Source organism: Escherichia sp. E2748, assembly GCF_005781125.1.
Taxonomy (GTDB): Bacteria; Pseudomonadota; Gammaproteobacteria; order Enterobacterales; family Enterobacteriaceae; genus Escherichia.
Genome location: NZ_VATP01000017.1, coordinates 39,248 through 52,896, shown reverse-complemented (window position 1 = coordinate 52,896; position 13,649 = coordinate 39,248). Strand labels below are relative to the sequence as shown.

Annotated in this window: 13 protein-coding genes; 11 read left to right on the top strand and 2 right to left on the bottom strand. The window is 52.0% G+C overall.

The features are described 5' to 3' along the window. Position 1: 1 nt before the first annotated feature. Positions 2–214 carry a 50S ribosomal protein L31 gene (gene rpmE / locus FEK42_RS14570; RefSeq protein WP_000710769.1) on the bottom strand — a complete coding sequence of 71 codons (213 nt, stop codon included), beginning with the start codon at positions 212–214 and terminating at the stop codon, positions 2–4. A 203-nt stretch (positions 215–417) separates the two neighbouring features. Here rpmE and priA point away from each other — a divergent pair, with 203 nt between their 5' ends. The 8 genes from priA to FEK42_RS14530 all read left to right on the top strand — a co-directional run bounded on the left by priA (position 418) and on the right by FEK42_RS14530 (position 9,117). After that, positions 418–2,616 carry a primosomal protein N' gene (gene priA, locus FEK42_RS14565; RefSeq protein WP_131161568.1) on the top strand — a complete coding sequence of 733 codons (2,199 nt, stop codon included), beginning with the start codon at positions 418–420 and terminating at the stop codon, positions 2,614–2,616. 155 nt (positions 2,617–2,771) lie between these two features. Then, positions 2,772–3,797 (top strand): DNA-binding transcriptional regulator CytR, encoded by a 1,026-nt coding sequence (gene cytR / locus FEK42_RS14560; protein ID WP_130237791.1) that lies wholly within the window; start codon positions 2,772–2,774, stop codon positions 3,795–3,797. Between the two features lie 91 nt (positions 3,798–3,888). Continuing rightward, positions 3,889–4,848, top strand: a complete 960-nt coding sequence (ftsN, locus tag FEK42_RS14555) for a cell division protein FtsN (RefSeq protein WP_131161567.1) — start codon at positions 3,889–3,891, stop codon at positions 4,846–4,848. 92 nt (positions 4,849–4,940) lie between these two features. Next, on the top strand, positions 4,941–5,471 hold the full coding sequence (hslV, locus tag FEK42_RS14550) for an ATP-dependent protease subunit HslV (RefSeq protein ID WP_000208242.1): 531 nt from the start codon (positions 4,941–4,943) through the stop codon (positions 5,469–5,471). 9 nt (positions 5,472–5,480) lie between these two features. Continuing rightward, a complete protein-coding gene (gene hslU, locus FEK42_RS14545; protein ID WP_001293348.1) occupies positions 5,481–6,812 on the top strand; it encodes an HslU--HslV peptidase ATPase subunit in 1,332 nt (443 codons plus the stop codon). 66 nt (positions 6,813–6,878) lie between these two features. Next, complete coding sequence (gene menA / locus FEK42_RS14540) at positions 6,879–7,805, top strand: 1,4-dihydroxy-2-naphthoate polyprenyltransferase (protein WP_135410666.1); 927 nt, start codon at positions 6,879–6,881, stop codon at positions 7,803–7,805. Positions 7,806–7,897: 92 nt separating this feature from the next. Further along, positions 7,898–8,383 carry a ribonuclease E activity regulator RraA gene (gene rraA / locus FEK42_RS14535; RefSeq protein ID WP_000872908.1) on the top strand — a complete coding sequence of 162 codons (486 nt, stop codon included), beginning with the start codon at positions 7,898–7,900 and terminating at the stop codon, positions 8,381–8,383. 59 nt (positions 8,384–8,442) lie between these two features. Beyond that, positions 8,443–9,117: a hypothetical protein gene (locus FEK42_RS14530; protein ID WP_135493208.1), complete on the top strand. Its 675-nt coding sequence runs from the start codon at positions 8,443–8,445 to the stop codon at positions 9,115–9,117. A gap of 251 nt (positions 9,118–9,368) precedes the next feature. Here FEK42_RS14530 and zapB read toward each other — a convergent pair whose 3' ends face one another. Beyond that, a complete protein-coding gene (zapB, locus tag FEK42_RS14525) occupies positions 9,369–9,614 on the bottom strand; it encodes a septal ring assembly protein ZapB (protein WP_001296623.1) in 246 nt (81 codons plus the stop codon). 424 nt (positions 9,615–10,038) lie between these two features. Here zapB and glpF point away from each other — a divergent pair, with 424 nt between their 5' ends. The 3 genes from glpF (at position 10,039) to glpX (ending at position 13,624) form a co-directional block, all read left to right on the top strand. After that, the gene (gene glpF, locus FEK42_RS14520; RefSeq protein ID WP_130206614.1) at positions 10,039–10,884 is read left to right on the top strand and encodes a glycerol uptake facilitator protein GlpF; all 846 of its coding nucleotides are present in this window, start codon (positions 10,039–10,041) and stop codon (positions 10,882–10,884) included. Positions 10,885–10,906: 22 nt separating this feature from the next. After that, positions 10,907–12,415 (top strand): glycerol kinase GlpK, encoded by a 1,509-nt coding sequence (gene glpK, locus FEK42_RS14515; protein WP_130206616.1) that lies wholly within the window; start codon positions 10,907–10,909, stop codon positions 12,413–12,415. A gap of 198 nt (positions 12,416–12,613) precedes the next feature. After that, positions 12,614–13,624 carry a class II fructose-bisphosphatase gene (gene glpX / locus FEK42_RS14510; RefSeq protein WP_130206618.1) on the top strand — a complete coding sequence of 337 codons (1,011 nt, stop codon included), beginning with the start codon at positions 12,614–12,616 and terminating at the stop codon, positions 13,622–13,624. Positions 13,625–13,649 lie beyond the last annotated feature (25 nt).

The window sequence follows — 13,649 nt, the reverse complement described above, 5'->3', positions numbered from 1 at the left end:
CTTATTTGCTGCCCGGGATGTTGAAACGCTTGTTGAAGCGGTCAACACGGCCACCGGTAGCAACATCACGCTGTTTGCCAGTGAAGAACGGGTGGCACTTGCTGCACACGTCGAGGTTCAGATCATGACCAACGGTGGAGCGGATTTTCATTACGTTACCGCAAGAGCAGCTAGCAGTAATTTCTTCGTATTTCGGGTGAATATCTTTTTTCATGGGAAAACCTCGGTTTAAGGCCGCGTCGCTCTTCCAGCCCTAACGCCAGACACCACGCGATGTTTAAAGTATAGTTTCAATACGATCATTTCGTATCAAAGGCGCCGAATCATACAGAAATTAACCAGCGTATGCAAACTGATCCGCACTCCTCTACCGCAATGTGTATACTGTTCCACCGAATTTCAAGTCAGGATGATGCTATGCCCGTTGCCCACGTTGCCTTGCCCGTTCCGCTTCCCCGCACCTTTGACTATCTCCTGCCAGAAGGCATGACTGTTAAAGCCGGGTGTCGCGTGCGCGTGCCGTTTGGCAAACAGCAGGAGCGCATCGGGATTGTCGTGTCAGTTACCGACGTCAGCGAGTTGCCGCTCAACGAACTGAAAACCGTAGTAGAAGTGCTGGACAGTGAACCCGTTTTTTCCAGTTCCGTTTGGCGCTTACTGCTTTGGGCGGCGGATTACTATCATCATCCAATTGGCGATGTATTGTTTCATGCCTTGCCGATTTTATTGCGCCAGGGGCGGCCTGCGGCGAACGCGCCCATGTGGTACTGGTTTGCTACCGAACAAGGTCAGGCGGTGGATATCAACAGCCTGAAACGTTCGCCTAAGCAACAACAGGCGCTGGCGGCGTTGCGACAAGGGAAAATCTGGCGTGACCAGGTAGCGGAACTTGAATTCAACGATGCCGCACTACAGGCGCTGCGCAAAAAAGGTCTTTGCGAGCTGGCAAGCGAAACGCCGGAATTTAGCGACTGGCGAACGAACTATGCTGTTACTGGCGAACGTCTACGGCTGAATACCGAACAAGCCACCGCCGTTGGCGCAATTCATAGCGCGGCGGATACTTTTTCTGCCTGGCTGCTGGCGGGCGTTACCGGTTCCGGTAAAACAGAGGTTTATTTGAGCGTGCTGGAAAACGTGCTCGCTCAGGGCAAGCAGGCGCTGGTGATGGTGCCGGAAATCGGCCTGACACCCCAGACGATCGCCCGTTTTCGTGAACGGTTTAATGCGCCAGTGGAAGTTCTGCATTCCGGCCTGAATGACAGTGAGCGCCTTTCGGCCTGGCTGAAAGCGAAAAATGGCGAGGCGGCGATTGTGATTGGCACCCGTTCCGCACTGTTTACACCGTTTAAAAATCTCGGTGTGATTGTTATCGATGAAGAGCACGATAGTTCCTACAAGCAGCAGGAAGGCTGGCGCTATCATGCCCGCGACCTGGCGGTATATCGCGCGCACAGCGAGAAAATCCCGATAATTCTCGGTTCGGCAACACCCGCGCTGGAAACGTTATGCAACGTGCAGCAGAAAAAATACCGCCTGCTGCGTCTGACACGTCGGGCGGGTAATGCGCGTCCGGCAATTCAACATGTACTGGATTTAAAAGGTCAGAAGGTGCAGGCGGGGCTGGCTCCGGCGTTAATCACCCGTATGCGCCAGCATTTGCAGGCCGATAACCAGGTCATTCTCTTTCTTAACCGCCGTGGTTTTGCGCCTGCACTGCTGTGCCACGACTGCGGCTGGATTGCCGAATGTCCACGTTGCGATCACTACTACACGTTGCATCAGGCGCAGCAGCATTTGCGCTGCCATCATTGCGACAGTCAGCGTCCAGTACCGCGCCAGTGTCCGTCCTGCGGCTCTACCCATCTGGTGCCGGTGGGTCTGGGAACAGAACAACTTGAACAGACGTTAGCGCCGCTTTTCCCTGGTGTAGCCATTTCACGTATCGACCGCGATACCACCAGCCGTAAAGGCGCGCTGGAGCAGCAACTGGCAGAAGTACATCGCGGCGGCGCGCGAATTTTGATTGGCACGCAAATGCTGGCGAAAGGTCACCATTTCCCGGATGTAACGCTGGTTGCATTACTGGACGTGGACGGCGCGCTGTTTTCTGCCGATTTTCGCTCGGCGGAGCGTTTTGCCCAGCTATACACCCAGGTGGCAGGCCGTGCCGGACGCGCAGGTAAACAAGGCGAAGTGGTGCTGCAAACGCACCATCCGGAACATCCTCTCTTACAAACCTTGCTGTATAAAGGTTATGACGCTTTTGCGGAACAGGCGTTGGCCGAGCGGCGAATGATGCAACTGCCGCCGTGGACCAGCCATGTGATTGTGCGCGCGGAGGATCATAACAATCAGCACGCGCCGCTGTTCCTGCAACAGTTGCGTAATCTGCTTCTCTCCAGCCCATTGGCGGATGACAAATTGTGGGTTCTCGGCCCGGTTCCGGCGCTGGCGCCTAAACGCGGCGGTCGCTGGCGCTGGCAAATCTTGTTGCAGCACCCTTCCCGCGTGCGTTTACAACACATCATCAATGGCACACTGGCGCTTATCAATACCATACCGGATTCACGCAAAGTGAAATGGGTGCTGGATGTTGATCCCATTGAGGGGTAAACCACTCACGATGCGAGGCGGATCGAAAAATTAAATATTCATCACACTTTTCATGAAAATTCTGTAACCGTTTTCACGCACTATCTGCTAAAAATGTTGCCGATATGAAGTAAACATGGATGTAGTACGCCTGACGTGCCAGGCGAGGAGTGAGTGTGAAAGCGAAGAAGCAGGAAACTGCCGCAACAATGAAAGACGTTGCCCTGAAGGCAAAAGTCTCTACAGCGACCGTCTCCCGAGCATTAATGAATCCAGATAAAGTCTCCCAGGCCACCCGTAATCGGGTTGAAAAAGCGGCCCGGGAAGTGGGTTATTTTCCGCAGCCAATGGGGCGTAACGCTAAGCGTAATGAATCCCGAACGATTCTGGTGATTGTCCCGGATATCTGCGACCCCTTCTTTAGCGAAATTATTCGCGGTATCGAAGTCACGGCGGCAAGTCATGGATATCTGGTACTGATTGGCGACTGCGCACACCAAAATCAGCAGGAAAAGACCTTTATCGACTTGATCATCACCAAACAAATTGATGGCATGTTGCTGCTGGGTTCAAGGCTGCCGTTTGATGCAAGCATAGAGGAACAACGTAATCTGCCGCCGATGGTGATGGCGAACGAATTCGCACCAGAGCTGGAACTGCCTACGGTTCATATCGACAACCTGACCGCTGCCTTTGATGCCGTAAATTATCTGTATGAACAAGGGCATAAACTGATTGGCTGTATTGCCGGCCCCGAAGAGATGCCATTGTGTCACTACCGTCTACAAGGCTACGTGCAGGCACTGCGTCGCTGCGGCATTATGGTTGATCCGCAATATATCGCCCGGGGCGACTTCACCTTCGAAGCCGGAAGTAAAGCCATGCAACAGCTGCTCGACCTTCCGCAACCGCCAACTGCCGTCTTCTGTCATAGCGATGTCATGGCGCTCGGCGCACTTTCTCAGGCGAAACGCCAGGGGCTGAAAGTCCCTGACGACCTTTCCATAATCGGTTTTGACAACATCGACCTGACACAATTTTGCGATCCGCCGCTGACAACCATTGCACAGCCGCGCTACGAAATTGGTCGGGAAGCTATGCTGTTACTGCTTGATCAAATGCAGGGGCAAACGGTCGGAAGCGGCTCACGTTTAATGGACTGCGAGCTTATTATCCGGGGATCGACGCGCACGTTATCTTAAAGTAAACCTTTAAGGCTTCCGTGACTGGTCAAAGGCCCGCCGCTTAAGTAACATGGCGGGCTGACGAACGAATAAATACAGCGAAACGATAGTGGCACAACGAGATTATGTACGCCGCAGCCAACCGGCACCTTCGCGGCGAAAAAAGAGCACCTCACGGAAAAAGCAACGAAATATGCCTGCGGTTTCTCCCGCAATGGTCGCTATTGCTGCAGCCGTTCTTGTGACCTTTATCGGGGGTCTGTACTTCATTACGCACCACAAGAAAGAAGAGTCTGAGACGCTGCAAAGCCAGAAAGTGACCGGAAACGGACTACCTCCGAAACCGGAAGAACGTTGGCGCTATATTAAAGAGCTGGAAAGTCGCCAGCCGGGCGTGCGTGCGCCAACAGAACCGTCTGCTGGCGGCGAAGTGAAAACGCCGGATCAGCTGACTCCGGAGCAGCGCCAGCTTCTTGAACAAATGCAGGCTGATATGCGTCAGCAACCAACGCAGCTCGCCGAAGTCCCGTGGAATGAGCAGACACCGGCACAGCGCCAGCAAACGCTGCAACGCCAGCGTCAGGCGCAGCAGTTAGCGGAACAGCAACGCCTGGCTCAGCAGTCGCGTACGACCGAGCAAAGCTGGCAGCAACAGACGCGTACGTCGCAAGCCGCGCCGGTACAAGCGCAACCGCGCCAGTCTAAACCGGCTTCTACCCAGCAACCGTACCAGGATCTGCTGCAAACGCCTGCGCATACAACCTCGCAGCCGAAGCCACAGCAGGCCGCACCAGTAGCACGCGCGGCTGAAGCGCCGAAACCAACAGCGGAGAAGAAAGATGAACGTCGCTGGATGGTTCAGTGCGGTTCATTTAAAGGTGCTGAACAGGCTGAGACTGTACGTGCGCAGTTGGCTTTCGAAGGCTTTGACTCGAAAATTACCACCAACAATGGCTGGAATCGTGTGGTCATCGGGCCGGTGAAAGGCAAAGAGAACGCTGACAACACCCTCAATCGTTTGAAGATGGCAGGCCATACAAACTGCATTCGGCTCGCCACCGGGGGTTGAAACCCTCAAAATCTCCCCCATCTATACTTGCATTATGCCCCGCACAATTGTGCGGGGCTTGAATTCTGTATTCCTAACCAAGGGGTCTGCTCGTGACAACTATAGTAAGCGTACGCCGTAATGGCCACGTAGTAATCGCCGGTGATGGTCAGGCCACACTGGGTAACACCGTAATGAAAGGCAACGTTAAAAAAGTTCGCCGCCTGTATAACGATAAAGTAATCGCAGGCTTTGCCGGCGGCACGGCGGATGCCTTCACGCTGTTCGAACTGTTTGAACGTAAACTGGAAATGCATCAGGGCCATCTGGTTAAAGCGGCAGTTGAGCTGGCAAAAGACTGGCGTACCGATCGCATGTTGCGCAAACTTGAAGCACTGCTGGCGGTCGCGGACGAAACTGCATCGCTGATCATCACCGGTAACGGTGACGTGGTGCAGCCAGAAAACGATCTTATTGCTATCGGCTCCGGCGGCCCTTACGCCCAGGCTGCGGCACGCGCTCTGTTAGAAAACACAGAACTTAGCGCCCGTGAAATTGCTGAAAAGGCGTTGGATATTGCAGGCGATATTTGCATCTATACCAACCATTTCCATACCATCGAAGAATTAAGCTACAAAGCGTAAGGATCTCCCATGTCTGAAATGACCCCACGCGAAATCGTCAGCGAACTTGATAAGCACATCATCGGCCAGGATAACGCTAAGCGTTCCGTGGCGATTGCACTGCGTAACCGCTGGCGCCGCATGCAGCTCAACGAAGAGTTGCGCCATGAAGTAACCCCGAAAAACATTCTGATGATCGGCCCGACCGGCGTCGGTAAAACTGAAATCGCCCGTCGTCTGGCTAAGCTGGCGAACGCGCCGTTCATCAAAGTTGAAGCAACCAAATTCACCGAAGTCGGTTATGTAGGTAAAGAAGTCGATTCTATTATTCGCGACCTGACCGATGCCGCAGTGAAAATGGTACGTGTACAAGCTATCGAGAAAAACCGTTATCGCGCTGAAGAATTGGCAGAAGAACGTATTCTCGACGTGCTGATCCCACCGGCTAAAAACAACTGGGGACAGACCGAACAGCAGCAGGAACCTTCCGCTGCCCGTCAGGCATTCCGCAAAAAACTGCGTGAAGGCCAACTCGATGACAAAGAAATCGAGATCGATCTTGCCGCAGCACCGATGGGCGTTGAAATTATGGCGCCTCCGGGAATGGAAGAGATGACCAGTCAGTTGCAGTCTATGTTCCAGAACCTGGGCGGTCAGAAGCAAAAAGCGCGTAAGCTGAAAATCAAAGACGCCATGAAGCTGCTGATTGAAGAAGAAGCGGCGAAACTGGTAAATCCGGAAGAATTGAAGCAAGACGCTATCGACGCCGTAGAACAGCACGGGATCGTGTTCATCGACGAAATCGACAAAATCTGTAAGCGCGGCGAATCCTCCGGCCCGGATGTTTCTCGTGAAGGCGTTCAGCGTGACCTGCTGCCGCTGGTAGAAGGTTGTACTGTTTCCACCAAACACGGGATGGTCAAAACAGACCACATTCTGTTCATCGCTTCTGGCGCATTCCAGGTTGCGAAACCGTCTGACCTGATCCCAGAACTGCAAGGTCGTCTGCCGATCCGCGTTGAGCTGCAGGCCCTGACCACCAGCGACTTTGAGCGTATTCTGACCGAGCCGAATGCCTCTATCACCGTGCAGTACAAAGCACTGATGGCGACCGAAGGCGTGAATATTGAGTTCACCGACTCCGGTATCAAACGCATTGCAGAAGCGGCATGGCAGGTAAACGAATCTACCGAAAACATCGGTGCGCGTCGTTTACATACCGTTCTGGAGCGTTTGATGGAAGAGATTTCCTACGACGCCAGCGATTTAAGCGGTCAAACCATCACTATTGACGCAGATTATGTGAGCAAACATCTGGATGCGTTGGTGGCAGATGAAGATCTGAGCCGTTTTATCCTATAATCGCGTTCAATCATTTTCATCATTGTTTGATGGGGCTGAAAGGCCCCATTTTTATTGGCGCGTATTATGACTGAACAACAAATTAGCCGAACTCAGGCGTGGCTGGAAAGTTTACGACCTAAAACCCTCCCCCTCGCCTTTGCTGCAATTATCGTCGGGACGGCGCTGGCATGGTGGCAAGGTCACTTCGATCCGCTGGTCGCTCTGCTGGCACTCATTACCGCCGGGCTATTACAGATCCTCTCTAACCTCGCCAATGACTACGGTGATGCCGTCAAAGGTAGCGACAAACCTGACCGTATTGGACCGCTGCGCGGCATGCAAAAAGGGGTCATTACCCAGCAAGAGATGAAACGGGCGCTCATTATTACCGTCGTGCTCATTTGCCTCTCTGGACTGGCGCTGGTCGCGGTGGCGTGTCATAACCTGGCTGATTTTGTCGGCTTCCTGATTCTTGGTGGGTTATCAATTATCGCCGCTATCACCTATACCGTGGGCAATCGCCCTTATGGTTATATCGGCCTGGGTGATATTTCCGTACTGGTTTTCTTTGGCTGGTTGAGCGTAATGGGCAGCTGGTATTTGCAGGCGCATACGCTGATTCCGGCGCTGATCCTTCCGGCAACGGCCTGTGGTCTGCTGGCAACGGCGGTGCTTAACATTAACAATCTGCGCGATATCAATAGCGACCGCGAGAATGGCAAAAACACACTGGTAGTGCGCTTAGGTGAAGTGAACGCCCGTCGTTACCATGCTTGCCTGCTGATGGGCTCGCTGGTGTGTCTGGCGCTGTTTAATCTCTTTTCACTGCATAGCCTGTGGGGTTGGCTGTTCCTGCTGGCAGCACCGTTGCTGGTGAAGCAAGCCCGTTATGTGATGCATGAAATGGACCCGGTGGCGATGCGTCCGATGCTGGAACGCACCGTCAAAGGAGCATTACTAACTAACCTGCTGTTTGTTTTGGGAATATTCTTAAGCCAGTTGGCTACATAACTGACAAATATCAATTAACAATTGATGATTTTGCCAACAACCCACATAGCGCGATATACTGAAAATTCTCGCAGCAACTGAATGTTAAGCCTATGAAATACGATACTTCCGAGCTTTGTGACATCTATCAAGAAGATGTCAACGTCGTGGAACCGCTGTTCTCCAACTTTGGTGGACGGGCGTCGTTTGGCGGACAAATCATCACGGTAAAATGTTTCGAGGACAACGGGTTGCTGTACGATCTGCTCGAACAGAATGGCCGTGGTCGTGTCCTTGTCGTCGATGGCGGTGGTTCTGTTCGTCGCGCACTGGTCGATGCTGAACTGGCACGTCTGGCAGTACAAAATGAATGGGAAGGTCTGGTCATTTACGGCGCGGTGCGTCAGGTAGATGATCTGGAAGAGCTGGACATCGGCATCCAGGCGATGGCCGCAATTCCGGTCGGTGCCGCTGGCGAAGGCATTGGCGAAAGCGATGTCCGCGTCAATTTTGGCGGCGTCACTTTCTTCTCCGGCGACCATCTCTATGCCGACAATACCGGGATTATTCTTTCTGAAGATCCGCTGGATATTGAATAAGTATCTGCCATGCGTTAAAAGGGGAATTAAATTCCCCTTTTTTATACATGGACGTATTCATGCAGAATATTATTCTTTTAATTATATATTTATTTCTTATAGCCGTTAACCATTTCCGCTACAAATTCCTTTTATCTGGCAACACCGGTGAAATGATTTTATATTTTGCTAACGTGTTTTTTAACCCACTTGCCCTATCATTTATTACCGCCACAATCATCTGTATAACGATAAAAAAAAGAAGCAGCCGCAGCTTTATTCGCGGCACTTGTTGGTTAATGGGATTATTTCTTATCTATAGCAGCTATACGGTGTGGGAACGGCACAGCACATGGGATTATACTTTCCCGGGGCCAGGTATCACCGTCACGGTTCCGAGCAAACAGTGGGTTGCCAATATAGTAAAACAAGGACCAACCCTGGTGACTCGGGATGCCCATGCTATTTTAGCTATTGTTGCCTTCTCACAAAATGAACTCGGTGTACATTCAATCGAGGAACTTACCAAGACTCAAAACGGAACTGCAGAAATGCATGTTTGTGATGTTCAGGGATTTACCTGCGCTTATCAGGAAGGAGTGCAAACAATGAGTGATGGCAAAGTAAGACATGCTATTTTCATGACTCTACTGGATAACACTAATTTGATACAACTGGTCGCAGCCATCGACCCAGATTATTTGGACGAATATCAAGAAGAAGTAATGAAAATGATGCTTTCTGCCCGTCAATGATCTGATTGATATATTATTGATACGAGATGCATTATCTTATTAATACTATGGATATTAGTTGTTTTTCTTAGTCACCTTCAGCACAGCAATCTGTGGTCCGGGGTCCCTGGCATGGCTGGAAAATATATCAGTTCAGTCTTTCTGGGGTCACTATTACGTCCCGTGCTTGTGTCAGGTCTTTTATGCGCATTCGCTCAAAAAACACTGAAGTAAAAAATAAGGCGCCTTGCGGCGCCTCTGCGTGGAAGAGATTAAACCTCTTCCATACGACCCAGCAGGGCCTGCAGACGTTCCTGCCAGCCGTTCTGCTGTTCTTTCAGATGGTTGTTCTCACGCTCCAGCTCTTCGCGCTGATGCTGGGCATTTTGAACTTCCTGCGACAGTGAGTTGTTTTTTTCTTTCAGCTCTTCGATTTCCATCTGCAACAGAGTGATGGTATCAATCGCCTGCTGTACTTTTGCTTCCAGTTTCTCAAACACTTCTAATGACATTGTCATACCTCTCCTGAATTGCAAGGCGTTGATGGATAAAAATCCTCGTCCCGATTACCGGTGACGCCTTAATAAATACGAGCGCATTTTAGTTAGCTCCGATTGTATGAAGCCGCGCCATCGCTGTCCAGCGGCACGCCTTGTAGATTACGGTTTGCCACACTTTTCATCCTTCTCCTGGTGACATAATCCACACCAATCGAAAATGTTAATAAAATTGTTACATTAATGTTCTAACAAACATACATCATGTATAGACAGATGAAAAAAATAGCGCGATAACGCTCATTTTATGACGAAGCACACACATTTTAAGTTCGATATTTCTCGTTTTCGCTCGTTAACGATAAGTTTACAGCATGCCTACAAGCATCGTGGAGGTCCGTGACTTTCACGCATACAACAAACATTAACTCTTCAGGATCCGATTATGAGTCAAACATCAACCTTGAAAGGCCAGTGCATCGCTGAATTCCTCGGTACCGGGTTGTTGATTTTTTTCGGTGTCGGTTGCGTTGCTGCACTTAAAGTCGCTGGCGCGTCTTTTGGTCAGTGGGAAATCAGTGTTATTTGGGGACTGGGGGTGGCGATGGCCATCTATCTAACCGCAGGGGTTTCCGGCGCACATCTTAATCCAGCTGTCACCATTGCGCTGTGGCTGTTTGCCTGTTTCGACAAGCGCAAGGTTATTCCTTATATCGTTTCACAAGTCGCCGGAGCTTTCTGCGCTGCGGCATTAGTTTACGGGCTTTACTACAATTTATTCTTCGACTTCGAGCAGACCCATCATATTGTTCGCGGAAGCGTTGAAAGTGTTGATCTGGCGGGTACTTTCTCTACTTATCCTAACCCTCATATCAATTTTGTGCAGGCCTTCGCAGTTGAGATGGTGATTACCGCTATTCTGATGGGGCTGATCCTGGCGTTAACGGACGATGGTAACGGCGTACCGCGCGGCCCTTTGGCTCCCTTGCTGATTGGTCTACTGATTGCGGTCATTGGCGCATCTATGGGTCCATTAACGGGCTTTGCCATGAACCCAGCACGTGATATCGGTCCGAAAGCCTTTGCCTGGCTGGCGGGCTGGGGCAATGTCGCCTTTACCGGCGGCAGAGACATTCCTTACTTCCTGGTGCCGCTTTTTGGCCCTATCGTTGGCGCGATTGTTGGTGCATTCGCCTACCGCAAACTGATTGGCCGCCATTTGCCTTGCGATATCTGTGTTGTGGAAGAAAAGGAGATCACAACTCCTTCAGAACAAAAAGCTTCGCTGTAATGTGACTACGGGACAATTAAACATGACTGAAAAAAAATATATCGTTGCGCTCGACCAGGGCACCACCAGCTCCCGCGCAGTCGTGATGGATCACGATGCCAATATCATTAGCGTGTCACAGCGCGAATTTGAGCAAATTTACCCAAAACCAGGCTGGGTAGAACACGACCCGATGGAAATCTGGGCCACCCAAAGCTCCACACTGGTAGAAGTGCTGGCGAAAGCAGATATTAATTCCGATCAAATTGCAGCTATCGGTATTACGAACCAGCGTGAAACCACCATCGTCTGGGAAAAAGAAACCGGCAAGCCTATCTATAACGCTATTGTCTGGCAGTGCCGTCGTACCGCCGAGATCTGTGAGCATCTCAAGCGTGACGGCATGGAAGAGTACATTCGTAACAACACCGGTCTGGTGATTGACCCGTACTTCTCTGGCACCAAAGTGAAGTGGATCCTCGACCATGTGGAAGGTTCCCGCGAGCGTGCACGCCGTGGTGAACTGCTGTTTGGTACGGTTGATACCTGGCTTATCTGGAAAATGACTCAGGGCCGCGTTCACGTCACTGATTACACTAATGCGTCTCGTACCATGTTATTCAACATCCATACTCTGGACTGGGACGACAAAATGCTCGACGCGCTGGATATCCCGCGTGAGATGCTGCCAGAAGTACGTCGTTCTTCCGAAGTGTACGGTCAGACCAACATTGGCGGCAAAGGCGGCACGCGTATTCCGATCGCCGGGATTGCGGGCGACCAGCAGGCGGCACTCTTCGGCCAGTTGTGCGTGAAAGAAGGGATGGCGAAGAATACCTACGGTACCGGCTGCTTTATGCTGATGAACACCGGCGAGAAAGCAGTGAAATCAGAAAACGGTCTGCTGACCACCATCGCCTGTGGCCCGAGCGGAGAAGTAAACTACGCGCTGGAAGGTGCGGTATTTATGGCGGGCGCCTCCATTCAGTGGCTACGCGATGAAATGAAGTTGATTAACGACGCCTACGATTCCGAATACTTTGCAACTAAAGTACAAAACACCAACGGTGTGTATGTCGTTCCGGCGTTTACCGGATTGGGTGCGCCCTACTGGGATCCGTATGCGCGCGGGGCCATTTTCGGCTTAACTCGTGGGGTGAACGCCAACCACATCATCCGTGCGACGCTGGAGTCTATTGCCTATCAGACGCGTGACGTGCTGGAAGCAATGCAGGCCGACTCAGGCATTCGTCTGCACGCCCTGCGCGTGGACGGTGGCGCGGTGGCAAATAACTTCCTGATGCAGTTCCAGTCCGATATTCTCGGCACGCGCGTTGAGCGCCCGGAAGTTCGCGAAGTGACTGCGTTGGGTGCGGCCTATCTTGCTGGTCTGGCGGTTGGCTTCTGGCAGAATCTCGACGAGCTGCAAGAGAAAGCGGTGATTGAACGCGAGTTCCGTCCTGGCATCGAAACCACTGAGCGTAATTACCGTTACGCTGGCTGGAAAAAAGCGGTCAAACGCGCGATGGCCTGGGAAGAACACGACGAGTAATGTCAGGCACCTGAACCGATTGCCTGATGCTGATCGCCTGATGCGACGCTTACGCGTCTTATCAGGCCTACGAGCCGGATACATATCCGGCATCACACAGACTCTGAAACCGTGCGGGGGCAACCCCCGCACACATCAATAATCCGCTCCCTCCCCTGTGCTACACTTCGCGCCATTCCTTACTGCTTAGAGTTTGCTATGAGACGAGAACTTGCCATCGAATTTTCCCGCGTCACTGAATCTGCGGCGCTGGCTGGCTACAAATGGTTAGGACGCGGCGATAAAAATACCGCTGACGGCGCAGCGGTTAACGCCATGCGCATTATGCTCAACCAGGTCAACATTGACGGCACCATCGTCATTGGTGAAGGTGAAATCGACGAAGCACCGATGCTCTACATTGGTGAAAAAGTCGGTACTGGTCGCGGTGATGCAGTGGATATTGCTGTTGATCCGATTGAAGGCACGCGCATGACGGCGATGGGCCAGGCTAACGCGCTGGCGGTGCTGGCTGTAGGCGATAAAGGCTGCTTCCTCAACGCGCCAGATATGTATATGGAAAAGCTGATCGTCGGACCGGGAGCTAAGGGCGCCATTGACCTGAATCTGCCGTTGGCGGATAACCTGCGCAATGTTGCCGCTGCGCTCGGCAAACCATTGAGCGAACTGACAGTAACGATTCTGGCGAAACCGCGCCACGATGCCGTTATCGCAGAAATGCAGCAACTCGGCGTGCGCGTGTTTGCGATTCCGGATGGTGACGTTGCGGCCTCAATTCTCACCTGTATGCCAGACAGCGAAGTTGACGTGCTTTACGGCATTGGCGGCGCGCCGGAAGGCGTGGTTTCTGCGGCGGTGATTCGGGCGTTAGATGGCGATATGAATGGCCGTCTGCTGGCGCGTCATGATGTCAAAGGCGACAACGCAGAAAATCGCCGCATTGGTGAACAGGAACTGGCACGCTGCAAAGCAATGGGCATCGAAGCGGGTAAAGTGTTGCGTCTGGGCGATATGGCGCGCAGCGATAACGTCATCTTTTCCGCAACCGGTATCACTAAGGGCGATCTACTGGAAGGTATTAGCCGCAAAGGCAATATCGCCACTACCGAAACGCTGCTGATCCGTGGTAAATCCCGCACTATTCGTCGCATTCAGTCGATTCACTATCTGGATCGTAAAGACCCGGATATGCAGGTGCACATTCTCTGAGTGATTTGATCGATTGAGCCTTCCA